The organism is Pantoea sp. IMH (assembly GCF_000599885.1).
GTDB lineage: Bacteria > Pseudomonadota > Gammaproteobacteria > Enterobacterales > Enterobacteriaceae > Erwinia.
The window spans coordinates 744230-768163 of sequence record NZ_JFGT01000005.1 but is presented as its reverse complement, the minus strand read 5'-3'; the positions used below and the strand labels follow the sequence as shown (position 1 = coordinate 768163).

Annotated in this window: 18 protein-coding genes; 9 read left to right on the top strand and 9 right to left on the bottom strand. The window is 55.9% G+C overall.

The genetic code is table 11. From position 1 onward, the window contains the following. Positions 1-45: 45 nt before the first annotated feature. Positions 46-2952: an RNA polymerase-associated protein RapA gene (gene rapA, locus EA20_RS0111900; RefSeq protein WP_024967040.1), complete on the top strand. Its 2907-nt coding sequence runs from the start codon at positions 46-48 to the stop codon at positions 2950-2952. A 39-nt stretch (positions 2953-2991) separates the two neighbouring features. Further along, on the top strand, positions 2992-3645 hold the full coding sequence (gene rluA / locus EA20_RS0111895; RefSeq protein ID WP_024967039.1) for a bifunctional tRNA pseudouridine(32) synthase/23S rRNA pseudouridine(746) synthase RluA: 654 nt from the start codon (positions 2992-2994) through the stop codon (positions 3643-3645). A gap of 131 nt (positions 3646-3776) precedes the next feature. Here rluA and EA20_RS0111890 read toward each other — a convergent pair whose 3' ends face one another. From EA20_RS0111890 to djlA, 5 genes are all read right to left on the bottom strand, one after another. Further along, positions 3777-4733 (bottom strand): glycyl-radical enzyme activating protein, encoded by a 957-nt coding sequence (locus tag EA20_RS0111890; protein WP_024967038.1) that lies wholly within the window; start codon positions 4731-4733, stop codon positions 3777-3779. Further along, positions 4696-7086, bottom strand: coding sequence for a choline trimethylamine-lyase (gene cutC / locus EA20_RS0111885; RefSeq protein WP_024967037.1), 2391 nt, complete (start codon positions 7084-7086; stop codon positions 4696-4698). The genes EA20_RS0111890 and cutC overlap by 38 nt, the downstream gene beginning before the upstream one ends. Beyond that, the gene (locus tag EA20_RS0111880) at positions 7083-7412 is read right to left on the bottom strand and encodes a multidrug efflux SMR transporter (protein WP_024967036.1); all 330 of its coding nucleotides are present in this window, start codon (positions 7410-7412) and stop codon (positions 7083-7085) included. The genes cutC and EA20_RS0111880 overlap by 4 nt, the downstream gene beginning before the upstream one ends. Positions 7413-7448: 36 nt before the next feature. After that, positions 7449-7790 carry a multidrug efflux SMR transporter gene (locus EA20_RS19720; RefSeq protein ID WP_051516354.1) on the bottom strand — a complete coding sequence of 114 codons (342 nt, stop codon included), beginning with the start codon at positions 7788-7790 and terminating at the stop codon, positions 7449-7451. A 354-nt stretch (positions 7791-8144) separates the two neighbouring features. Further along, positions 8145-8969 (bottom strand): co-chaperone DjlA, encoded by an 825-nt coding sequence (gene djlA, locus EA20_RS0111870; protein WP_024967035.1) that lies wholly within the window; start codon positions 8967-8969, stop codon positions 8145-8147. Between the two features lie 225 nt (positions 8970-9194). Here djlA and lptD point away from each other — a divergent pair, with 225 nt between their 5' ends. The 6 genes from lptD (at position 9195) to apaH (ending at position 16055) form a co-directional block, all read left to right on the top strand. Further along, positions 9195-11588: an LPS assembly protein LptD gene (gene lptD / locus EA20_RS0111865; RefSeq protein ID WP_024967034.1), complete on the top strand. Its 2394-nt coding sequence runs from the start codon at positions 9195-9197 to the stop codon at positions 11586-11588. Positions 11589-11641: 53 nt separating this feature from the next. Next, positions 11642-12937, top strand: coding sequence for a peptidylprolyl isomerase SurA (surA, locus tag EA20_RS0111860; protein WP_024967033.1), 1296 nt, complete (start codon positions 11642-11644; stop codon positions 12935-12937). Beyond that, positions 12927-13919, top strand: a complete 993-nt coding sequence (gene pdxA, locus EA20_RS0111855) for a 4-hydroxythreonine-4-phosphate dehydrogenase PdxA (RefSeq protein ID WP_024967032.1) — start codon at positions 12927-12929, stop codon at positions 13917-13919. Before surA ends, pdxA begins: the two co-directional genes overlap by 11 nt. Continuing rightward, entirely contained in the window at positions 13912-14733 is an 822-nt protein-coding gene (rsmA, locus tag EA20_RS0111850; RefSeq protein WP_024967031.1) for a 16S rRNA (adenine(1518)-N(6)/adenine(1519)-N(6))-dimethyltransferase RsmA, read from the top strand. Before pdxA ends, rsmA begins: the two co-directional genes overlap by 8 nt. A gap of 4 nt (positions 14734-14737) precedes the next feature. Next, positions 14738-15115 carry a Co2+/Mg2+ efflux protein ApaG gene (apaG, locus tag EA20_RS0111845; RefSeq protein WP_024967030.1) on the top strand — a complete coding sequence of 126 codons (378 nt, stop codon included), beginning with the start codon at positions 14738-14740 and terminating at the stop codon, positions 15113-15115. Between the two features lie 79 nt (positions 15116-15194). Further along, on the top strand, positions 15195-16055 hold the full coding sequence (gene apaH / locus EA20_RS0111840) for a bis(5'-nucleosyl)-tetraphosphatase (symmetrical) ApaH (RefSeq protein ID WP_024967029.1): 861 nt from the start codon (positions 15195-15197) through the stop codon (positions 16053-16055). Positions 16056-16336: 281 nt separating this feature from the next. Here apaH and EA20_RS0111835 read toward each other — a convergent pair whose 3' ends face one another. Together EA20_RS0111835 and folA are read right to left on the bottom strand one after the other, a co-directional pair. After that, a complete protein-coding gene (locus EA20_RS0111835; RefSeq protein WP_024967028.1) occupies positions 16337-18235 on the bottom strand; it encodes a PhoX family phosphatase in 1899 nt (632 codons plus the stop codon). A gap of 86 nt (positions 18236-18321) precedes the next feature. Then, entirely contained in the window at positions 18322-18816 is a 495-nt protein-coding gene (gene folA, locus EA20_RS0111830) for a type 3 dihydrofolate reductase (RefSeq protein WP_024967027.1), read from the bottom strand. 191 nt (positions 18817-19007) lie between these two features. On the opposite strand from folA, the gene EA20_RS0111825 reads away from it, so the two are divergent. Continuing rightward, positions 19008-19622 carry a LysE family translocator gene (locus EA20_RS0111825; RefSeq protein ID WP_024967026.1) on the top strand — a complete coding sequence of 205 codons (615 nt, stop codon included), beginning with the start codon at positions 19008-19010 and terminating at the stop codon, positions 19620-19622. 140 nt (positions 19623-19762) lie between these two features. Here EA20_RS0111825 and EA20_RS0111820 read toward each other — a convergent pair whose 3' ends face one another. Both EA20_RS0111820 and carB read right to left on the bottom strand, forming a co-directional pair. Beyond that, the gene (locus EA20_RS0111820) at positions 19763-20503 is read right to left on the bottom strand and encodes a phosphatase PAP2 family protein (protein WP_024967025.1); all 741 of its coding nucleotides are present in this window, start codon (positions 20501-20503) and stop codon (positions 19763-19765) included. A gap of 205 nt (positions 20504-20708) precedes the next feature. Further along, a complete protein-coding gene (carB, locus tag EA20_RS0111810) occupies positions 20709-23933 on the bottom strand; it encodes a carbamoyl-phosphate synthase large subunit (protein ID WP_024967024.1) in 3225 nt (1074 codons plus the stop codon). Position 23934 lies beyond the last annotated feature (1 nt).

Here is a 23934-nt window from a genome sequence, read left to right as displayed (position 1 = left end):
AGCTATTGCCTGAAATTATCACTACGAGAATCGAGCCGAATATCTATGCCTTTTACACTTGGTCAACGCTGGATCAGCGATACGGAAAGCGAATTGGGACTGGGAACCATTGTGGCGGTCGACACGCGCATGGTTACGCTGCTTTTTCCTGCCACTGGCGAAAACCGTCTTTACGCTAAAAATGATTCTCCTATTACCCGCGTGATTTTTAATCCGGGCGATACCGTTACCAGCCATGAAGGCTGGCAGCTTGAGGTGGAAGACGTTAACACCGAAAACGGACTGGTCACCTATACCGGCACTCGCCTGGACACCGGCGAAACCGGGGTAGTGATGCGGGAAGTGATGCTCGACAGCAAACTCGTGTTCAGCAAGCCGCAGGATCGCCTGTTCGCCGGTCAGCTTGATCGTATGGATCGCTTCGCCCTGCGCTATCGCGCCCGTAAATATCAGAGCGAGCAGTATCGCCTGCCGGTAAGCGGCCTGCGCGGTATGCGCACCAGCCTGATCCCTCACCAGCTGCATATCGCCCACGATGTGGGTCGCCGTCACGCACCTCGCGTACTGCTGGCCGATGAAGTAGGCCTCGGAAAAACCATTGAAGCCGGTATGATCATCCATCAGCAGCTGCTGGCGGGGCGCGCCGAACGTGTGCTGATCGTGGTGCCGGAAACCCTGCAGCATCAGTGGCTGGTTGAGATGCTGCGCCGCTTTAACCTGCGCTTCGCCCTGTTTGACGATGATCGCTACGCCGAGGCCCGCCTCGACAGCGACAACGCCTTTGAAACTGAACAGCTGGTCATCTGCTCGCTCGATTTCGTACGCCGTAATAAACAGCGTCTGGAAATGCTGGCCGACGCCGCATGGGATCTACTGATTGTGGATGAGGCGCATCACCTGGCGTGGGAAGAAGGTGAGCCAAGCCGGGAGTATCAGGTGATTGAACAGCTGGCGGAACAGATCCCCGGCGTCCTGCTGCTGACGGCCACGCCGGAACAGCTCGGCCTGGAGAGCCACTTTGCCCGTCTGCGCCTGCTCGATCCGAACCGTTTTCACGATTTCGCCGCGTTTGTTGAGGAGCAGCAGCACTTCCGTCCCATTGCGGATGCGGTTTCCCTGCTGCTTGCCGATAAGCCGGTAAGCCAGCATGAGATGAATCTCCTCAACGATCTGATGGGTGAGCAGGATATCGAGCCGCTGCTGCAAATCGCCAACAGCGATCGGGAAGGCAAGCTGGAAGCGCGCCAGGAGCTGATCTCAATGCTGATGGATCGCCACGGCACCAGCCGCGTGCTGTTCCGCAACACCCGCAACGGCGTGAAAGGCTTTCCGAAGCGCGAACTGCACCAGATCCGTCTGCCGCTGCCGACGCAGTATCAGACCGCGATCAAAGTTTCCGGCATCATGAGCGCCCGCAAATCGGCCGATGAACGCGCCCGCGACATGCTCTATCCGGAACAGATTTATCAGGAATTTGAAGGCGACAGCGGCACCTGGTGGAACTTCGATCCCCGAGTGGACTGGCTGATGGGCTTTCTGACCAGCCACCGCGATCAGAAAGTGCTGGTGATCTGCGCCAAGGCCGCTACCGCGCTACAGCTGGAGCAGGTACTCCGCGAGCGCGAAGGGATTAAGGCCGCCGTATTCCATGAAGGGCTGTCGATCATTGAGCGCGATCGGGCAGCGGCCTGGTTTGCCTCGGAAGAGGATGGCGCCCAGGTGCTGCTCTGTTCTGAGATTGGTTCTGAAGGCCGTAACTTCCAGTTCGCCAGCCAGATGGTGATGTTCGATCTGCCCTTTAACCCGGATCTGCTGGAACAGCGTATCGGACGTCTGGATCGTATCGGTCAGGCGCACGACATTCAGATCCACGTTCCGTGGCTGGAGAAAACCGCGCAGTCGGTGCTGCTTCGCTGGTATCACGAAGGACTGGATGCCTTTGAGCATACCTGCCCTACCGGACGGGCGATTTATGACAAAAGCTACGCACAGCTGATCGGTTATCTTGCCGCGCCGGAAAATCCTGAAGGGCTGGATGAATTCATTACCGCCTGCCGCAAGGAGCACGACGCGCTGAAGAGCCAGCTTGAGCAGGGCCGCGACCGCCTGCTGGAGCTGAATTCGAACGGCGGTGAAAAAGCGCAGGCGCTGGCCGAAACCATCAGCGAGCAGGACAACGATATTGAGCTGGTAAACTTTGCGCTGAACCTGTTCGATATTGTCGGTATCAATCAGGAGGATCGCAGCGATAACCTGATCGTGCTGACGCCGGGCGATCATATGCTGGTGCCGGATTTCCCTGGCCTGCCGGAAGATGGCTGTACCATCACTTTCGATCGCGGTCAGGCCCTCTCCCGTGAAGATGCCCAGTATGTAACCTGGGAGCATCCGATTATTCGTAACGGACTCGATCTGATTCTTTCTGGCGACACCGGTAGCTGCGCACTTTCGCTGCTGAAGAACAAAGCGCTACCGGTCGGCACCCTGCTGGTTGAGATGATTTATGTCGTCGAAGCGCAGGCGCCGAAGCACTTACAGCTGACCCGCTTCCTGCCGCCAACGCCGGTGCGGATGCTGGTCGATCGCAAGGGCACCAACCTGGCGGCGAAGGTGGAGTTCGAAAGCTTTAACCGCCAGCTTAACGCGGTAAACCGCCATACCGGCAGTAAGCTGGTGAATGCGGTGCAGCAAGATGTGCATGAAATCCTGAAGCTTGCGGAAGATCAGGCCGCGGAAGAAGCGCGTAAGCTCATCGACATTGCCCGCCGGGAAGCCGATGAGAAGCTGAGCGCCGAGCTGTCGCGCCTGGAAGCGCTCAGCGCCGTCAACCCGAACATTCGTCAGGATGAAATCGAGGCGCTGGAGAGCAATCGTGAGCAGGTGCTTTCCGCACTGAACGAAGCGGGCTGGCGGCTTGACGCGCTGCGTCTGATTGTCGTCACGCATCAGTAATCAGCCGGGGCGGCGCAGGCCGCCCCTACAGGTCATAAGATGGAACCTTACAATCCCCCTCAGGATCCCTGGCTACACATCCTTTATCAGGATGCGTTTATCATGGTGGTCAATAAACCCAGCGGGCTGCTCTCCGTCCCTGGCCGGCAGGAAGAGCATAAAGACAGCGTCATGACGCGCATCCAGCGTGACTTCCCGGCTGCCGAATCGGTACACCGGCTGGATATGGCGACCAGCGGTATTATGGTGGTGGCGATGAGCAAGGCGGCTGAACGGGAACTGAAACGGCAGTTTCGCGAACGGGAGCCTGAAAAGACCTATGTGGCCCGCGTCTGGGGACATCTTACCGAAGAGAAAGGGGTGATCGATTTGCCGCTGATTTGTGACTGGCCAAACCGGCCAAAGCAGAAAGTCTGCTTTGAAACCGGAAAGCCAGCGCAGACCGGGTATGAGGTGCTGGCACTGGATGATGACAACAGTACCCGCGTCCGTCTCAAGCCAGTTACCGGACGCTCACACCAGCTGAGAGTCCATATGCTGGCGCTGGGTCATCCTATTCTGGGCGATAATTTTTATGCCCATGAAGACGCGAAAGCGATGGCGCCGCGGCTGCAGCTGCATGCCGAAATGCTGACCATCACCCATCCAAAGTATCTGACGCCAATGACCTTCCGGCAGCCTGCGGATTTTTAACGGCAACCTGATTCGTCCCTCAGCCAGCACGCTTTAACGGCGTTCTGGCTTATCCGATAATCCGCCTGTTTCTGACATTACTCTGATTCGTTTCCCAGCCAGCCACTTCTGACGACGCTCTGACTTACCCGTCAGCCAATGCAGTGAGATAAGGTGGTGGTGGTCAGCCCGTAATGCCGGGCAATATCGGCCATCCTTTCCACTTGCGGCTTGCCGTGACCGGGATGCATCTCTTCATAGCGGCAACGCTTACCCGACAAATCGTATTTGCGGTTGCCAAAGTTATGGTAGGGCAGCAGATCAATGCCCTGAAAATGCCTCTTCCCGCGTACTTTCGCCGCAATCATCGCCATCATGTTCGCCGCCTCCCCTTCGCCATCATTCACCTCAGGAATAACCGGAATGCGGATGCGTAACGGCACGCTCTGCTCAAGCAGCCTCTCCAGATTGGTGAGAATGCTGCGGTTACTGACCCCGGTGTAATGCTGATGCAGCGCTTCATCAGCCAGTTTGATATCAAACAGGATCAGCTGGCTGGCCTCACAGGCTTCCCAGAGCGCAGACCAGGGCGCAAAACCGGCCGTTTCCACGGCGGTATGGATGCCTTCCTGCCTGGCGCGCAGCAGCAGCGCCCGGGAAAATGCCGGCTGCATCGCCATTTCACCACCGCTGAGCGTCATGCCACCGCCGGAGGTGCGATAGTAAAGCTCATCAGCCACCACGGTACGCATCACTTCCTCAACGCTGAGCCGGTTTCCGATATGGCGAATGGCGGCAGCGGGACAGCCATCATCCGCCGGCCAGCCCGCCAGGCTACAGCGATCAATCAGCCGATCGCTGCCTTTGCCGGGACAAGGTTGCCAGCACTGCACCTTGCCACAGCGGGAAGCATCAAACAGGACCTCAGGCCCGGCGGCCAGGCTCTCGGGATTGGCGCACCAGGCACACCGTAGCTGGCATCCCTTCAGAAAGACCACGGTGCGCACACCGGGGCCATCATGCAGGGAAAAGCGCTGAATATTAAATACCGTGCCGCCCGCCATCACCGCCTCAGAACTGGCCGATTTGGGTGCGGCTGATAATTTCATCCTGTACCTCGCGGCTGAGTTCGACGAAAAAGGCGCTGTAACCGGCAACGCGGATCATCAGATTGCGGTATTGCTCCGGATTTGCCTGCGCCTGGAGCAACGTTTCATTATCCACATAGCTGAACTGCATCTGGGCGTTGCCCAGCATGCTGGCGCTGCGCAGCAGGGTGATGATCCCCTGCTCACCTTCCACCGTATCCAGAATGCCGTGCAGCAGTTTGAAGTTATGGACCATGCCGATCTCCATTTCCTCAACGTTGATCCGCCCGACGGAGTTTACGATCGCGGTCGGACCGGCATAATCCGTCTGCTGTGACGGGCTGATGCCATCCGCCAGCGGCATTCCCGCCAGCCGTCCGCTGGGGAGTGCGCCAGTGGCCAGGCCAAACGGCGTATTGTTTGAGATGGATAAGGTGCCGTGGGTAAAGGGACCATAGAGCATCTGATACTGTCGGTGCTCGTTTTCGATAAAGCGGATCAGGTCGCGGGCGATAAGATCGACTTCCTCCACATCGTTACCAAATTTCGCCACGTTCAGGCAGGCAGTAAGTAACGCCTCATGACCGGCGAAATTATCGCGCAACGCCTGGCCCATCTGCTGCGGCGTCACCGTTTTTTCCCGGTAGACAAGCTCACGCATCGCCATCATGGCGTTGGCATAGTCCGCCATGCCGGTCCAGATCAGACCCGGACCATTATTGATCATCGCCCCGCCGTGCATCACATCCCTGCCCTTCTCCATGCAGCCTTCCACGAGGCAGGAGATAAAAGGTTTTGGTGCCAGCCGCTTATGCAGTTTCTGCACCAGCAGGGTCGCTCTTGCCGCCTGCCGGACAATATGGCTGAGCTGCTGCCTGACGGCGGTTTCGAATGCCTCGTAGGTTGTCAGCGAAGTAAGCTCGCCGGTCTGCGGGCCTGCCTGAGCACCGCTGGCGGTTTTCCCATTATTCATCGCCAGCTCAATGGCGCAGGTAAAGGTGGTGTAGCCCACCGAGGTCCACTGATAGATGCGTCCTGAGCGCTGCGGTTCCACGCAGCCCATCAGGCAATAATCACGCGCATCCTCATAATCAAAACCTTTGCGCAGCATCATTTTGATATGGGCATCGTCAAAATGGCAGGCGGGGAAACCGATACCGGCACGGATAACCTCGACAATTTTACGCATAAACGGCTGCGGCGACTGATTATGGATCCGCACGGCCAGGCTCGGCTGATAGATTTTCAGATGGCGTGAGCAGTCCATAATCAGCAGCGACAGCGGATTGGTTGCATCGCCCCCTTCACGTTTCTGCCCGCCCACGACCAGATTGACAAAAGGCTGATAGCCAGCGAAATACATGGCGGAAGAGGCGCTGCAAATCCACATGCATTCGGACATTTTGATCATCCAGCAGCAGAGCAGCTCTTCAGCCTGCGCCTGATTCAGAACGCCAGAAGCCAGATCCGCCTCCAGCAGCGGCCAGAGATACTGATCGACACGGCCCAGCGAAATACCGGTCTGGTTTTCTTCCAGAATGAACAGCGACTGGGCAAACCAGATCGCCTGTAGCGCTTCGTGGAAAGTTTTTGGCGGGTGTTCCGGGACGCGTCGACAGAGCGCCGACAGCGCTTCAAGCTCGGCCTTGCGTGCTGCACAAGATGTGCGCTGCGCCAGTTCCAGCGCGTAATCCGCATAGCGGTGCGCATAATCAATAACGCCCTGACAGGTTTCAACGATCGCCTCGTAGAAGTACTGTTTCTCCTGATCCCCCGGACAGGTGGGCGACAGATGACACAGCGCCTCGCGCGCTTCCTGCTGGACGCCGCCCAGCCCTTTTTTGAGCAGAATGATGTCATAGCCCGGGCAGGTATCCCCACCGCCGTTCTGAGTTTTAATGCTTAAATCGCATATTCCCTCATCGGTACTCCACTCCCAGAGCCCGGCATGACGTAACTGCGTTTCCGCCATCTCATCCAGCGACCGCCCCTGCCAGAAAGGGAAAATTTCTTCCCGCAGTTCCCGCTTCACCTCTTCGCTGATCTCGTAAGGATCCTGCGCACGCGTTGACATAGTATCCAGCTCATCGGCAACCCAGCGCCAGGCGATTTCCGGTGAGATTTCGCCACCGCGGGCGGCACCGGCAGGATGGCTGATTATCAGCTCATCCTCTTCAATGACCAGTGGCGCATTCTGACAGGCGCGGCGAAATGCCATCGCCCGTAACAGTAACGTAGGCATGCCTGGATAATTACGGTAAATCTCGGTTACCGCCCGGGCGCGCGACGCTGAGATAAAAGGTTTCGCTTTTAAATAGCGCTCACGCAGGCGCGTAATGCGGGGAGAAAGAGGCGTAGTTGTCAGGGCATTCATTTAAATATTCCCATAGTGATGCAGCCAGCGACGATTAAAGCGATGCCGAGCAGACTGTATTTACCCATTTTCTGGCGGAAGATAACCAGACCCACTAAATTAACCAGTACGATGCCTAACCCACACCATAATGCGTAGGTCACGCCAGGGGTTAACATCACCATGGCTTTAGACAGGGAATAAAAGCAGAGAAAATAGAGCACCATCACGCCGGGCGTTACCGTAATCCGGCGGAAATTATTTGTTTTCGGCAGCAGGCTGGTGGCCAGCACTTCTAATACAATAGCGACAGACAACCAGAGCAGAGCGGGTGAAGTGATATTCATATTTTATTCCCCCCGGCAGCGGCCCCGTCTTTGTTCTCATTTTTTGCCAGCAGGTTGATTATCAACGCGCCAGCAATAATCAGCATCATGCCAGTGATGCTGCCAGGATGTGGCAGGATGTGGCAGGATACCGGAGAGCAGCACGGTGATTAGCGTGTTAGCCATAATGCCGATGCCTGCCCACAGTGCATAGGCCAGGCCGATCGGAATTTTTTTCAGTGAGAGCGTAAGAAAATAGTAAGAACAGACGTACGCGCTTAATGACCCGATTGTCGGTAATAATTTCGACATTCCCCCCGACAATCCCAGCAGTATCGTCGCGGTGACTTCCGTCATAATGGCGACAATGAGAAACCAGGTATATTTATCATTAGACATATAATAACCCACAACAGTTCGTGCACTTTCTTTTACAAGTAAAAGCTTAAGTGTCACTTATAATGCTGCTCAATATATATTCATTATGATTAATCAAACCTAAACCGGAAGGGGATTGAGGAAGAATATTATGTAACGCTCTGGGCTTTGAGAATAAAAATCATCTCACTCACAACCTTTAATGCTGCACGCTTTTTTGAAATTAAATAAAACATTCACAACAATCGTTTTATTTAGCAATTAAACCTCTTTTTGACTTGCTATGTTAAAATAAAAAGTAAGATGTAAATAAAGAAATCTATTTTTGCTGGCAGGATCGTGAAGGGAGAAGTCTCCCTTCACTGAGGTGATGCGCTACTTGAACCCTTTTTCCCGTTTAATCAGGTCGTAAGCGGCCTGGATCTCCTGGGCTTTCTGCTTTGCCATCTCCATCATCTGCGGCGGTAACCCTTTCGCCACCAGCTTGTCCGGATGGTGCTCGCTCATCAGCTTACGGTAGGCGCGCTTGATAGTGGTGGCATCATCACTGCTTTTCACGCCAAGCACGCTACAGGCGTCTTCCAGCGTCGGCCCACGCTGACCGGGGTTAAAGCCGCTCTGCGATCCCGCGCCGCCCTGATAGTGGCCGCCGCCGAACTGCTGGCCGCCTTCCATCATGCGCAGGAACTGATCGAACTGGCTGCGCGAAATCCCCAGCTCTTCCGCAATGACATAAAGGACCTGTCGCTCGTTCGGATGCAGCGAGCCGTCAGCGAATGCTGCCTGGATTTGAATCTCCAGAAATACCCTGATCAGGTCGAAGCGACCAAAGCAGGCGCTGCGCAACTCTCTGAGCTTATCCCGCAGCGGATAATCACCCTCTTTACCTTCCCGGAACGCGCGCTGTGCTGAGGTTCTCGCCTCGCCATGCAGCTGCATTCTGTCCATCAGCAGCGAGGCCATCTGGATATCCGCATCGGTCACGCGGCCTTTAGACTTGGTCAGATGCCCCATGACCTGAAAGGTTGTGCGGAAAAAGAGCGTCTGTCGGGTCTGCTGGTTGCTGAAATAGCCCTGCCCTCTGACCGTACGTGCTTTATCGATAAGATGGCCAATCAGCAGGCCAAAGGCGATTCCCCAAAAGCCGGCGCCGCTTAACAAACCCAGCACAAGGCCAATTACTTTTCCCCAATAGCGCATATACTCCTCAATTCGCCATGCTCAAGGCTAAAAATTGCATTATCATACCTCTCATTTATCCCTAAGCCTAACGGCAACGCGGTCAAACAACCAGACGAACCCTTTAATCTCAGATTGCGGGTTGGCGGTAATAACGAGATGTCATGACGCCAGCAATTTACAAGATGAAAGGTATAACACTAGCGCAACGCAGTTGAGTACGTTAGTCTCTGACCGTTTGTCGGCATGATGCCTGCTATCACGGAATTTTCGATACCGCGTATGAAAAAACGACTACCTACTTTGCTGGCCACGCTTATCGGTTCAGCGCTCTACAGCCAGCAGGGCCTGGCCGACGATCTGGCATCACAGTGTATGCTGGGTGTGCCAAGCTACGACCGTCCTCTGGTTGAGGGAAAACAGACCAATGAACTGCCGGTAACGATCAATGCCGACAGCGCCAAAGGCAACTATCCCGATAATGCGGTATTTACCGGCAACGTGGACATCCAGCAGGGTAACAGCCGCCTCCTCTCCGACGAGGTGCAGCTTCATCAGAAAGAGCAGGCAGGCCAGCCGCCGATCCGCACCGTGGACGCGCTGGGTAACGTGCGCTATGACGACAACCAGGTCATTCTGAAGGGCCCGAAAGCCTGGTCAAATCTTAATACCAAAGATACTAACGTCTGGGATGGCACCTATCAGATGGTTGGCCGTCAGGGACGTGGCAGCGGCGATCAGATGAAGCTGCGCGGCCAGAACCGCTATACCATTCTGGAAAACGGCACCTTCACCTCCTGTCTGCCCGGCGACAATAGCTGGAGCGTGGTTGGTACCGAAGTGATTCAGGACCGCGAAGAGCAGGTGGCGGAGATCTGGAACGCCCGCTTTAAAATCGGTTCGGTTCCGGTGCTCTACAGTCCCTATTTGCAGCTGCCAATCGGCGATCGCCGCCGCTCGGGTTTTCTGATCCCGAATGCCAAGTACGGCAGCTCCAACGGCTTTGAGTTCATCCTGCCTTACTACTGGAACATCGCGCCTCAGGCGGATGCTACCATCACGCCGCACTATATGAGCCAGCGTGGTTTGCAGTGGCAGAATGAATTCCGCTACCTGACCAAAGCGGGCGCCGGTCTGATGGAGTTCGATTATCTGCCGACCGATGACGAATTTAATAAAGACACTACCGCCCGTAATATTGAGGATCAGAAGGACTCTAACCGCTGGCTGTTCTACTGGCGGCACTCTGGCGTTTATGACCAGAACTGGCGTTTCAATATCGACTACACCAAGGTCAGCGATCCTTACTATTTTACCGATCTTGACTCAACGTACGGTAATTCGACCGACGGCTATGTGACGCAGAAATTCAGCGTGGGCTACGCCGAGAAAAACTGGGATGCGACGCTCTCAACCAAACAGTTCCAGATCTTCTCTTCGAACGCCAGCCGTGATGTTTACCGTGCCGAGCCGCAGTTCGACTTTAATTACTATCAGAACGACGTCGGTCCTTTTGATACCCACCTGTTCGCACAGGCGGTGAAATTCACTAACGTTAACGAGCAGTATCCGGACGCCACCCGTCTTCATGTGGAACCGACGATTAACCTGCCGTTATCCAATCGCTGGGGAAGTCTGAATACCGAAGCCAAGCTGCTGGCAACCCACTATCAGCAGGATGATATTGAGTATTACAACACCCGCATCGATACCACCAAAACGAACCAGCTGAAAAGCTCCGTAGACCGGACCATGCCGCAGTTTAAGGTCGACGGTAAGATGGTCTTTGACCGCGATATGGACTGGTCACCGGGTTATACGCAGACGCTGGAGCCGCGCCTGCAGTATCTCTATCTGCCTTACCGCGATCAGAGTTCAATCCGCGCCTATGACTCCACGCTGCTGCAAAGTGACTATACCGGTCTGTTCCGCGACCGGACCTACAGCGGCCTCGATCGTATCGCTTCGGCTAACCAGCTGACCACTGGCGTTACCACCCGTATTTTTGATAACGATCTGGTTGAACGTTTTAACGCTTCTGTGGGTCAAATCTACTCGTTTACTCCGTCACGGACCGGTATTGAGGCGGCGGACAGCGATGACCGTGGTAGCCTGGTCTGGGCGGGCGATACCTGGTGGCGGATCAGCGACCGCTGGGCCGCACGTGGGGGTCTTCAGTACGACACCAGCCTGGATAACGTTTCACAGGGCAACGCCGTGCTGGAATATCGTCGTGATGCGGACCGGATGGTCCAGCTGAACTATCGCTATACCAGCCCGGAATATATTGAACAAACCCTGAGCCGCGTCAGAAACCCAGGCTATCAGCAGGGGATTTCTCAGGTGGGCACCACGGCCAGCTGGCCGATCGCTGACGCCTGGTCCGTTGTGGGTGCCTGGTATTACGATACCAAAGCGAAACAGCCTGCCGATCAGCTGGTGGGATTACAGTACAGCTCCTGCTGTTACGCGATTCGCCTTGGCTACGAACGTAAAATCACCAGCTGGGAAGATAGCGAGAGTAAGTACGAGAACAAAATATCATTCAACATTGAGCTACGTGGCCTGAGTCCATCTTACAATCTGGGCACCGGTGAAATGCTGCGTCAGGGTATTCTGCCTTATCAGCGCGCTTTCTGATGTTGTGAATTAGTTATGCAAACCCGCAGTGCGGATAGAAGAATGGAAAAAGTATGAAGAACTGGAGAATGCTGATCCTTGGTGTGGCGATGTCGGCCGGCACCGCGTTTGCAGCCCCGCAGGTTGTTGATAAAGTTGCCGCCGTGGTCAATAACGGCGTGGTATTAGAAAGTGACGTCGATGGCATGATGCAGTCCGTAAAAGGACAGGCCCGCCAGGCGGGTCAGCAGCTTCCTGATGATAAAACATTGCGCCACCAGATTACTGAACGTCTGGTTATGGACAATATTCTGCTGCAGATGGCGAAACAGTCCGGCATTCAGATCCCGGATGCCGAGGTGGATAAGGCGATCGAAAACATCGCGGCGCAGAATAAAATGAGCCTCGATCAGCTTCGCAGTCGTCTTGCCTACGACGGCATGAATTACAACACCTACCGTGAGCAGATCCGTAAAGAGATGACGATTGCTGAAGTGCGCAATAACGAAGTGCGTCGTCGCGTCACCATTCTGCCGCAGGAAGTGGACTCTCTGGCCACCCAGGTCGGTTCGCAGAACGATGCCAGCACCTCGCTTAACCTCAGCCACATTCTTCTGCCGCTGCCGGAAAACCCTACCCAGCAGCAGGTTGACGACCAGGAAACGCTGGCAAAACAGCTCGTTAGCGAAAGCAAAAACGGCGCGGACTTCGGCAAACTGGCCATCACTTATTCAGCGGATTCTCAGGCGTTGAAAGGCGGTAATATGGGCTGGGGCCGGATTCAGGAGCTGCCGTCACTTTTCGCCCAGGCGCTGGTTACCGCGAAGAAAGGCGACATCATCGGCCCGATCCGTTCCGGCGTGGGTTTCCATATTCTGAAAGTGAATGATATTCGCGGCGATAACAAAAACATTTCCGTGACCGAAGTGCATGCACGCCACATTTTGCTTAAGCCATCGCCGGTAATGAACAGCGATCAGGCCCGTCAGAAGCTGCAACAGCTTGCGGAAGAGATCAGCAGTGGGAAAACCACTTTTGCTCAGGCGGCGAAGGCGTTTTCTCAGGATCCAGGTTCAGCCAATCAGGGCGGCGACCTCGGCTGGAGCTCACCGGAAATTTTCGATCCGGCATTCCGCGATGCGCTGCTGAAGCTCAACAAGGGCCAGATGAGCGCACCTGTGCACTCCTCATTCGGCTGGCACCTGATCCAGCTACTGGATACCCGTCAGGTGGACAAAACGGATGCGGCACAGAAAGAGCGCGCGTATCGCCTGCTGTTTAACCGTAAATTCGCGGAAGAGGCCCAGACCTGGATGCAGGAACAGCGTGCTTCTGCCTACGTGAAGATTCTGGACAACAATGCTCAGTAATCCCCGCGTAGTCATCACGCCCGGCGAACCTGCCGGGATAGGGCCAGATCTGACGATTGAACTGGCCCAGCGCGACTGGCCGGTTGAGCTGGTGGTCTGCGCCGATCCCCAGCTCCTGCAGCAGCGTGCTGCGGTGCTGGGCTTACCGCTGACGCTGCGTGAGTATCAGCCAGACCTCCCCGCGCAGCCTCAGACCACCGGAACGCTTACCCTGCTGCCGGTGGCAACGCCGCAGCCGGTTACGGCGGGCGAGCTTTGTGTGGCGAACGGTCACTATGTGCTGGAAACGCTCGCAAGAGCGTGCGACGGCTGTCTGAACGGCGAATTTGCCGCACTGATTACCGGCCCCGTCCATAAAGGCGTGATCAATGATGCGGGCATCCCCTTTAGCGGACATACGGAATTTTTTGCCGAACGGGCTGGCCGTGAACGCGTGGTGATGATGCTGGCAACAGAAGCGATGCGGGTGGCGCTGGCAACCACGCATCTGCCGCTGAAGGCGGTTTCTGATGCCATCACCCGCGACAGCCTGCATGAAGTCCTGACGATTCTGCATGCCGACCTGCAAAGTAAATTTGGCTTACCTTCTCCGCATATCTTTGTTTGTGGTTTGAATCCTCACGCCGGTGAAGGCGGCCATATGGGCCGGGAAGAGATCGACGTGATCGTTCCTGCGCTAAACGAACTTCGCCAGCAGGGAATGCGCCTTACCGGCCCGCTGCCGGCGGATACGCTGTTTCAGCCTAAATATCTGGAACAGGCCGATGCGGTTCTGGCGATGTATCACGACCAGGGATTGCCGGTGCTAAAATATCAGGGATTCGGGCGTGCGGTGAATATCACTCTCGGCCTGCCCTTTATCCGTACCTCCGTTGACCACGGCACCGCTCTCGAACTGGCAGGTCTGGGTCACGCTGATGCGGGCAGCTTTATTACGGCGCTTAACCTCGCCATCACCATGATCAAGAGCAGTAATGAATAATCGCGTCCATCAGGGCCATTTCGCCCGCAAACGTTTCGGACAGAACTTCCTTAACGATCCCTATATCATTGACAGCATTGTCTCCGCCATTCACCCGCAAGCCGGTGAGGCTGTGGTGGAAATCGGCCCCGGTCTGGGCGCGTTAACCGAACCGGTTGGCGAGCGTCTTGACGCCATGACGGTGATTGAGCTTGACCGCGACCTGGCGGCTCGTCTGCAAACGCATCCCTTTCTCGGCCCTAAGCTGACCATTTTCCAGCAGGATGCGATGACCTTTGATTTCGCGGCCTATGCCCGCGAAAAAGGCCAGTCGCTGCGGGTGTTCGGCAACCTGCCCTACAACATCTCAACACCACTGATGTTTCACCTTTTCAGCTATACTGATGCGATCCGTGATATGCACTTTATGCTGCAGAAAGAAGTGGTGAACCGGCTGGTGGCGGGTCCGGGCAGCAAAGCCTATGGCCGTCTGACGGTGATGGCGCAGTACTACTGCCAGGTAATTCCGGTGCTGGAAGTGCCGCCAGAATCCTTCACGCCGGCACCCAAAGTGGACTCCGCCGTGGTGCGACTGATGCCGCACGCCACGCTGCCTCATCCTGTAGCAGATATGCGCGTGCTGAGCCGTATCACCACGGAAGCCTTTGGTAAACGCCGTAAAACGCTGCGCAACAGCCTGGGTCATCTGTTTACGCCGGAGGCGCTGGAAGAGATGAATATTGATACTTCTCTCCGCGCGGAAAATATCTCCGTCGCACAATATTGCCAGCTGGCAAACTGGCTGATTGCGCATCCTCAGCAGCAGGAGAAGTAAAATCATGATCGAGTCGCCCAGGGTTTGTATTCAGGTTCAGAGCGCTTACGTAGCATCACAATCGTCTCCCGATGATAGCCGCTACGTCTTCGCCTACACGATTACGTTGCGTAACCTTGGGCGGTCCCGCGTTCAGCTGCTCGGCCGTTACTGGCTGATCACCAACGGCAACGGCCATGAAACGGAAGTCCAGGGCGAAGGCGTGGTCGGCGAGCAGCCGCACATCGAGCCAGGCGGCGAGTTTCAGTACACCAGCGGTGCCGTGATGGAAACGCCAATGGGCACGATGCAGGGACACTATGAGATGATCGACAGCGAAGGCGAAGCCTTCCGCGTGGCGATTCCAGTGTTCAGGCTGGCCATTCCCACGCATATCCACTAATTCATTCCGGCGAGTCAGCCCGCTCGCGGGCTGCCCGTTTTTCTGACGGCGTATCGCCAATCATTCCCGGACAGGTTTAATGAGCACTTATTTAATCGGTGACATTCACGGTTGCTATGATGAACTTCAGTCACTGTTACACCAGGTTGACTTCGATCCCGTTCAGGACACGCTCTGGCTGACGGGCGATCTGGTTGCCAGAGGCCCGGGTTCGCTGGACGTTCTGCGCTACGTTCGCTCTCTCGGAGCGTGCGTTCGTCTTGTTCTGGGTAATCATGACCTGCATCTGCTTGCCGTCTATGCCGGCATCAGCCGTAACAAGCCAAAAGATCGCATTACACCGCTGCTGGAGGCTGATGATGCGGATGAACTGATCAACTGGCTGCGACGTCAGCCTCTGCTACAGGTGGATGAAGAGAAAAAGCTGGTAATGGCGCATGCGGGCATAACGCCGCAGTGGGATATTGAGACGGCAAAAATGTGTGCCGCAGAAGTGGAAGCCGTCCTGTCGAGCGACACCTATCCGCTGTTTCTTAATGCCATGTATGGCGATATGCCGAACAACTGGTCCCCAGAACTGACCGGGCTGGCCCGCCTGCGCTTCAGCACCAACGCGCTGACGCGGATGCGCTTCTGCTTTCCGAATGGCCAGCTGGATATGATCTGTAAAGATTCGCCAGAATCGGCACCGCCGCCGCTAAAGCCGTGGTTTACCATCCCCGGCCCGGTCTCACGCGACTATACCATTGCGTTCGGTCACTGGGCGTCGCTGGAAGGAAAAGGTACGCCTGAAGGGATCCTGGGACTGGATACCGGGTGCTGCTGGGGCGGTACGCTGACCATGCTGCGCTGGGAGGATCGTCAGTTCTTTATCCAGCCATCAAACCGTTTGCAGGATGACGTGGAAACCGCTCCGGCGGTGCTTCGCACCGAGGGATAAGTCGCCAGCCAGGCTTTCTACCGACGCTACCGGTAAAGTAACGATCGGAAAAGTGAAAAACCCCACGCCTGCCGACGTGGGGTTTATGACTGACGACGTGCCGGCACCAGTAACAGAGCCTCCCCATTCAGACGCAAAAAACGTCGCTGCTGTTAAGACGCCCTGCGCCGCACAACGTTTTACTTCAAGCCCTGTTCCCTGTGCTTTATGTTTGCCATCAATCATGCACCACGCCCGACAGGCGTGATTTTAATAGTGATGATAAACAGGCTTAAATCCGATTACGCCCCCAGCACACCGCCATCTTTACGGGTAATCATAATGACCGAAGAGCGTGGACGCGGGCTGTTATTGGGGAAGTGTGAATCCTTTTCTTCACCCGGATGCTGCACGTTCACAAACATAGTCTTGTAGTCCGGCGTGAAGGTAATCCCTGTCAGCTCGCATGACTTAGGCCCCACCATAAAGCGGCGGATCTCTCCGCTCTGCGGATCGCCCACCAGCATCTGGTTATTCCCCTGCCCGGCGTAATCGCCTTCGTTACTGTATTTCCCGTCGGTCAGGATCCACAGGCGTCCAGCCTCATCAAAGCCCAGACCGTCGGGACTGTTGAAGGTGTTCTGTTCGGTGATATTCGGCGTCCCGCGATAAATGCCCTGCGGATGCGCAATCGGATTGCCGCACAGCACAAAGATATCCCAGTTGAACGCCTGAGCCGTGGCATCCCCTTTCTCATCCCAGCGGATAATCTGACCATAAATATTCTTAGGTCGCGGGTTCGCCGCGTTAACCGGCATATTTTCATCGCCGCGCTTGCTGTTATTCGTCAGGGTGCAATAGGCGCGGCCATCGTGGGGGTTGACGGCAATCCATTCCGGACGGTCCATACGCGTGGCTTTAACGATATCCGCCGCACCACGGGTGTTGATCAGAATGTCTGCCTGAGTACGGAAGCCATTCTCTGCGGTGAGGCCATTCTGCCCCTGAACAAGCGCCACCCAGCGTCCGCTGCCTTTCAGCGGTGTCCCTTTCGGATCGCCGTTAAAAATCGCGACATAAAGCGTCCCCTCATCGAGTAACGTTTTATTCGCTGCCGGATTAGCGGAATCGACTTTGCCCTTAGAGACATATTTATAGATATACTCGCCGCGTTCATCATCGCCCATATAGACTACGAGTTCGCCGCTTTTCGCGACCGTTACCGCCGCATTCTCATGTTTGAACCGTCCCAGCGCGGTGCGCTTAACCGGTACTGAATCTGGCGTAAACGGGTCGATCTCCACAATCCAGCCGTGACGGTTAAACTCATTGGGGTTTTTCGCTACGTCAAAACGCGGATCAAAATCGGGCCAGTTTCGCTCGGGTTCGGCGGGATTGAGGGTGTAGCGTTTCTGCGCCGCGGTGAGTTTGAAATCCGCCGCTTTGGTGCCGAAATAGGTATCGAAGTTCTCTTCGCAGGTCAGATAGGTGCCCCAGGGGGTTTTGCCATTGGCGCAGTTACCGAAGGTGCCGAGGACGTTCATCCCTTGCGGATCGGCTTCGGTATGCAGCGCCGCATCGCCGGCAGCAGGACCGGAAAAACGCATCGGCGTATTGGCGGTAATACGGCGGTTATAGCGTGAAGGACGTACCACTTCCCACTGGTTGCCTTCGCCGCGACGGACTTCCACCACCGACACGCCATGCCCTGCCTGTGACTTCCTGACATCTTCCAGATTGTGCGCTTTGCTGTCGCCATGCGCGAACAGGTATTGCTCATTCACATATTCATTATTGATGGCGATCAGGCCGCGATCCTGCTGATTCTCAAGCGCAAAAAAGCTCATACCATCATTATTATCGCCAAACTGCTTTTCCTGATCGGCCGCGCTGTTGTTGCCCTCGGGATCGAACGCAGGGGCGCCGTTGACCAGCGGATCGCCCCAGGAAATCAGCACCTCCGCCTGATAGCCATCGGCGATAGCAATCTCATCCGCTGTCGATGCCGGAATACTGTCAAAGCCCAGCAGTTTGCTGTTGCCTGGCGCTGACTTTGCCAGCGCCAGAGAAGGTATGGAAAGACCACCACCGATAAAACCTGCCATTCCTAAGGCGCCGGTGCCGGCAAGCAGTTTACGCCGGGTTGGGCTGTGAGTGGCATCTTCATCCGGCAGGTTCGGAACAGGGGAGAGAGTAGACATACCGCATTGCTTCCTTAAGGGTTTCCCAAATTGAAGCAATGCTAGAATGGTTTTGTTACAGGAATGTTTCAGGATGGTAAAGGGATTTACTTTTCCAGGCCTCTCCGCTCCAGCACCTCAAAACAGTAGCTGTGGGAGTTCTTTTCATCCGCGTCATGGAATTCGCTGAAAACGGACTGCCACTGATCCGGTTCATAGTCAGGAAAATGCGTGTCGCCTTCCACTTCCGCATCAATGTGGGTCAGATAAAGGCGATCGGCACGCGGCAGCATCTGCTCATAGATATGACCACCGCCGATGACCATAATCTCTTGCGCATCGCCTGCGGCGGCGAGCGCGGCGTCCAGCGAACTGACCCAGGTAACGCCCTCCACCGCGCTTCCTTGCTGACGGCTGACCACAATGTTCTGACGCCCCGGCAGTGGACGGCCTATCGCCTCCCACGTCAGGCGGCCCATAATGACCGGTTTGTTCAGCGTGTTGCGTTTAAACCAGGCCAAATCCGCGGGCAGATCCCACGGCATTGCATTGTCCATCCCAATAACGCGATCGGCTGCCAAAGCCGCGATCAGGCTTATCATCATAATTACTCAACAGGGGATTAAATTGGCGCCATCATACGTAAAGGCGAAACTTTCGTCGATAGCAAAGCGCCGGGTTTTGCGTAAAGGTCGTTAAGGTTTTTGCCTGCGTTATTTTCACCGTTTCAAGGCGTAAAACCGCGGGGCTGTCGTGCTATCATCCCCCTTTCGACTTGCACACAGAACAGACCATGTTAGAAACCAGCTTATTTATTGTCACTATCGCGGGTCTCGGGATGCTTTCCCCCGGACCGGACTTTTTCCTGATTATTAAAAACGCCGTTCGTTACCGGCGCAGCGCGGCGATGATGAGCGCGCTGGGCATCAACTGTGCTGTTGCGACGCATATGGCCTACTGCGTAGCAGGCCTGGCGGTCGTGATAACCACCACGCCCTGGCTGTTTATGCTGTTGAAATATGCCGGTGCCGCCTACCTGATTACTATTGGCGTGCAGGCGCTGCTTTCCCGCGGCGGCGGCAAGCTGGATCTGAGTAATGTACAGCCAGAAGCCACCTCGCTCAGGAAGGCCTTTCTGCAGGGCTATCTCTGTAACCTGCTTAATCCCAAGGCAACGCTGTTTTTCCTGGCCATGTTTACTCAGGTGCTTAACGTGGATACCGGCCTCGGTGAAAAGGCCTGGTATGCCGGAATTATTCTGACGCTCTCCTCTGTCTGGTGGCCGCTGCTGGTGATCCTGATCCAGAGTCAGCCGGTGCGGCGTGGGATTGCGAAGGCGCAGAAGCTGATTGATAAGCTCCTCGGTGGCGTACTGATTGCGCTGGGAATTAAGGTCGCGCTCTCCTGATTTTATCCTGCCCGGCGGTCAGACGACCGGGCAGCTAACGTGCATCTGCCGCACGTCTTTTTTCTCTCCTGCCGTAACCTTACCCATGCTGGCGCAGCTAACCTCCTGCGCCTCAGCATTCACTATCGCAGCGGCTTATTTCAGGAACCCTGATTCAGGCGCGTAAACTCGGCTTTTGCTTTTTCAAGCTGGCTGGCGAAGGCCGGTTCGGCATGCAGGCGCGCCACGACAGCCGAGGCGACAAGACGCGCGGCGGTGACGTCGCTCTGCCAGTGATAGCCGCAGATCACCCGGCTCTGTCCCATTTCATAGCCTCGCTTCAGGATTTCGCCCTGCCTTGCCGGGTTGATTTCAGCCAGCACCAGCGCCGTTGCCCAGCCAATAGTGGTGTGTCCGGAAGGATAAGAACCATTTTTGGAAAGCGTACTCTCTTCATCTGAACGGCAGGTGGGCTCATTATAGAAAGCAAAAGGCCGGATGCGCATATAGTGTTCTTTGGCGCCGCGCGTGGCGAGGTCACCGGCATCTTCGCGCATTTTCATCACCAGCCGGAAAATTTCGGGCGTCTTCTCTTTATCGATCGTGGTGCCGAACGCCGCAGAGAACGCCTGCGGCACACCATCACCCGAGACGTGCGCATCCTGCCACGCCTGCTTGCCTCGCGGCGTATTTCTCAGCATCTTGCCCGCTTCGTACTGGGCCTTATCGTTCAGAAAATCGATGCTATCAATGGCTGGCGGAGCGGGCAGCAAAGCGAGACTGTCTGGCGACTGGGACTCCTGCAGAAAATAGAAGTCCGGCTGGGTAGTGACATCTTTGGCGGCAAAAGCAAATGGCCCGGTGGCGGCACAGATCAGCGTGACTAACAGCAGCTTTTTCATTTTCTCTCCTTGATAAAGGTGATGCAGAGCGGGAGCGCTTTGCGGTTGCGGGGATGAACAGAAAGGAATCGGGGATTATACCTTGCCAGCAGCAGAGGCACTTTTAGCGCGGTCACGATAATGATCAAACCTGCCAGGGAAGAAATGAACGGCGGCGCAAAAAAAATCCCCGCCGGGGCGGGGATGGAATGGCTGGAGGTGACGCTTAGCCTTTAATCTGCGCGTGCATTTCCTGCACGGAGATCACTTTGCTGGTCGGATCCGCATTCAGCGACATCGCGGTAGCAAAGCCGCCGTTCAGCGTGGTGTCGTAGTGCACTTTATACTGCAGCGCGCTACGGCGGATAAGTTTGGAATCCTCAATCGCCTGGCGTCCTGCGGTGGTGTTGACAATGTAGGCATATTCCCCGTTTTTCAGACGATCCTGGATATGAGGACGGCCTTCATGCACCTTGTTAACCAGCCGCGGATTGATCCCCGCTTCACCCAGCACCACTGCCGTGCCGTGCGTGGCATCAAGTTCAAAGCCCAGTTTCTGGAGCTTGGCCGCCAGATCCACGATGCGTTTTTTATCCCCTTCACGCACCGAGAGCAGCGCACGTCCGCTTTTCTTCATGTTGCTCTGCGCCCCCAGCATCGCTTTTGAGAACGCTTCGGCGAAGGTGCGGCCAACGCCCATCACTTCACCCGTCGAACGCATTTCCGGACCGAGGATCGGGTCAACGCCCTGGAATTTATTGAAGGGCAGCACCACTTCTTTTACCGAGTAGTAAGGAGGAATCACTTCTTCCGTCACACCCTGCTCAGCCAGGCTTTTGCCCGCCATCACCCGTGCGGCGACTTTCGCCAGCGGCACGCCGGTCGCTTTAGAGACGAAAGGTACGGTACGCGCTGCGCGTGGGTTGACCTCAATCAGGTAAACCTCATTATCCTTCACCGCAAACTGCACATTCATCAGGCCGCGAACGCACAGCTCAAAAGCGAGCTTCTCAACCTGCTGACGCATCACATTCTGGATTTCTTTGCTCAGCGTATAGGCTGGCAGGGAGCAGGCAGAATCGCCGGAGTGCACGCCAGCCTGTTCGATGTGCTCCATAATGCCGCCAATCAGCACCCGCTCACCGTCACAGATCGCGTCCACGTCCACTTCCACCGCGTCGTCCAGGAAGCGATCCAGCAGCACGGGCGCATCATTTGAGACCGAGACCGCCGTCTGGAAATAGCGCTTAAGGTCGATTTCATCGTAAACGATTTCCATCGCCCGGCCGCCCAGCACGTAAGAAGGACGCACCACCAGCGGATAACCGATCTGCGCCGCTTTTTCAACGGCCTGCTCCAGCGCGGTGACGGTGGCGTTAGCGGGCTGCTTCAGGCCAAGACGCTCCACCGCCTGCTGGAAACGCTCACGGTCTTCGGCACGGTCAATCGCATCCGGGCTGGTACCGATAACGGGAACGCCAGCCGCTTCCAGCTCACGTGCCAGCTTCAGCGGCGTCTGACCGCCATACTGCACGATCACACCCTTCGGTTTTTCAATGCGCACGATGGCCAGCACGTCTTCAAGCGTGACCGGCTCAAAATAAAGGCGATCTGAGGTGTCATAATCGGTAGAGACGGTTTCCGGGTTGCAGTTAACCATAATGGTTTCAAACCCATCTTCACGCAGCGCCAGTGCGGCATGTACACAGCAGTAGTCGAACTCAATGCCCTGGCCGATACGGTTAGGGCCACCGCCCAGCACCATAATTTTATCGCGATCCTGATTCGGGTTCGCTTCGCACTCCTCCTCATAGGTGGAGTACATATAGGCGGTGTCCGTAGAGAACTCGGCGGCACAGGTATCCACACGCTTATAGACCGGGTGGAGGTCGTACTGTTCACGCAGCTTGCGGATTTCCGATTCAGACACGCCCGCCAGCGCGGAGAGGCGCGCATCGGCAAAACCTTTCCGCTTGAGGCTGCGCAGGAATGCTTTGGTCAGGCCGTTAATGCCTTCGCGAGCCACCTGCTCTTCCAGACGCACCAGCTCTTCAATCTGTACCAGGAACCAGCGATCAATGTTGGTCAGGTTAAAGACGCCGTCAACCGACATGCCCGCCCGGAACGCATCGGCCACGTACCAGATGCGGTCGGAACCGGCATCCTTCAGCTCGCGGCGAATGTGGGTCAGCGCTTCCGCATCGTTCAGATCCACTTTCGGATCAAAACCGTGCGCGCCGACTTCCAGCCCGCGCAGCGCTTTCTGTACCGACTCCTGGAAAGTACGGCCAATGGCCATTACTTCACCCACGGATTTCATCTGGGTGGTGAGACGATCGTTGGCACCGGCAAACTTTTCAAAGTTAAAGCGCGGAATTTTGGTCACAACATAGTCGATGGAGGGTTCGAATGAGGCTGGCGTCAGGCCGCCGGTAATATCATTCATCAGCTCATCGAGCGTGTAACCCACGGCGAGTTTGGCCGCGATTTTGGCAATCGGGAAGCCGGTCGCTTTAGATGCCAGCGCCGAAGAGCGTGATACGCGCGGGTTCATTTCAATGATAATCAGGCGGCCATTTTCCGGGTTGACCGAAAACTGAACGTTGGAGCCGCCCGTTTCCACACCGATTTCACGCAGTACCGCCATCGAAGCGTTACGCATGATTTGATATTCTTTGTCGGTCAGCGTCTGGGCTGGTGCTACCGTAATTGAGTCACCGGTGTGAATGCCCATCGGATCGAAGTTTTCAATCGAGCAGACGATGATGCAGTTGTCGTTCTTATCCCGGACGACCTCCATCTCGTACTCTTTCCAGCCGATCAGCGACTCGTCAATCAGCAGCTCATTGGTCGGTGAAAGATCCAGGCCCCGTTCGCAAATCTCTTCAAACTCTTCACGGTTATAAGCGATGCCTCCGCCGGTGCCGCCCATGGTAAAGGAGGGGCGAATAATGCAGGGAAACCCCACGTCAGCGGCAACCGCCAGCGCTTCTTCCATCGTATGGGCGATGCCCGAACGGGCGGTTTCCAGACCAATTTTCTTCATCGCCACATCGAAGCGACGGCGGTCTTCCGCTTTATCAATCGCATCTGCGGTGGCGCCAATCATGGTGACGCCAAACTCTTCAAGCACGCCCTGACGCTCAAGCTCAAGCGCGCAGTTCAGCGCCGTCTGGCCGCCCATGGTGGGCAGCACCGCATCCGGGCGCTCTTTTTCAATGATTTTGCGCACCACTTCCCAGTGAATGGGCTCGATATAGGTGGCGTCTGCCATCTCCGGATCGGTCATGATGGTGGCCGGATTAGAGTTAACCAGAATTACGCGGTAACCCTCTTCACGCAGCGCCTTGCAGGCCTGGGCGCCGGAATAGTCGAATTCGCAGGCCTGGCCGATAACAATCGGGCCAGCGCCAAGGATCAGGATACTTTTTATGTCGGTACGTTTTGGCATT

Excerpts from the sequence above, each read along its gene's own strand:
- pdxA (WP_024967032.1), top strand. The coding sequence starts at position 12,927 with ATGCTCAGTAATCCCCGCGTAGTCATCACGCCCGGCGAACCTGCCGGG.
- djlA (WP_024967035.1), bottom strand. The coding sequence starts at position 8,969 with ATGCGCTATTGGGGAAAAGTAATTGGCCTTGTGCTGGGTTTGTTAAGC.
- lptD (WP_024967034.1), top strand. The coding sequence starts at position 9,195 with ATGATGCCTGCTATCACGGAATTTTCGATACCGCGTATGAAAAAACGA.
- EA20_RS0111820 (WP_024967025.1), bottom strand. The coding sequence starts at position 20,503 with ATGAAAAAGCTGCTGTTAGTCACGCTGATCTGTGCCGCCACCGGGCCA.
- EA20_RS0111880 (WP_024967036.1), bottom strand. The coding sequence starts at position 7,412 with ATGAATATCACTTCACCCGCTCTGCTCTGGTTGTCTGTCGCTATTGTA.
- carB (WP_024967024.1), bottom strand. The coding sequence starts at position 23,933 with ATGCCAAAACGTACCGACATAAAAAGTATCCTGATCCTTGGCGCTGGC.
- apaG (WP_024967030.1), top strand. The coding sequence starts at position 14,738 with ATGATCGAGTCGCCCAGGGTTTGTATTCAGGTTCAGAGCGCTTACGTA.
- EA20_RS19720 (WP_051516354.1), bottom strand. The coding sequence starts at position 7,790 with ATGTCTAATGATAAATATACCTGGTTTCTCATTGTCGCCATTATGACG.
- rsmA (WP_024967031.1), top strand. The coding sequence starts at position 13,912 with ATGAATAATCGCGTCCATCAGGGCCATTTCGCCCGCAAACGTTTCGGA.
- rluA (WP_024967039.1), top strand. The coding sequence starts at position 2,992 with ATGGAACCTTACAATCCCCCTCAGGATCCCTGGCTACACATCCTTTAT.
- EA20_RS0111890 (WP_024967038.1), bottom strand. The coding sequence starts at position 4,733 with ATGAAATTATCAGCCGCACCCAAATCGGCCAGTTCTGAGGCGGTGATG.
- rapA (WP_024967040.1), top strand. The coding sequence starts at position 46 with ATGCCTTTTACACTTGGTCAACGCTGGATCAGCGATACGGAAAGCGAA.
- folA (WP_024967027.1), bottom strand. The coding sequence starts at position 18,816 with ATGATAAGCCTGATCGCGGCTTTGGCAGCCGATCGCGTTATTGGGATG.
- EA20_RS0111835 (WP_024967028.1), bottom strand. The coding sequence starts at position 18,235 with ATGTCTACTCTCTCCCCTGTTCCGAACCTGCCGGATGAAGATGCCACT.
- surA (WP_024967033.1), top strand. The coding sequence starts at position 11,642 with ATGAAGAACTGGAGAATGCTGATCCTTGGTGTGGCGATGTCGGCCGGC.
- apaH (WP_024967029.1), top strand. The coding sequence starts at position 15,195 with ATGAGCACTTATTTAATCGGTGACATTCACGGTTGCTATGATGAACTT.
- EA20_RS0111825 (WP_024967026.1), top strand. The coding sequence starts at position 19,008 with ATGTTAGAAACCAGCTTATTTATTGTCACTATCGCGGGTCTCGGGATG.
- cutC (WP_024967037.1), bottom strand. The coding sequence starts at position 7,086 with ATGAATGCCCTGACAACTACGCCTCTTTCTCCCCGCATTACGCGCCTG.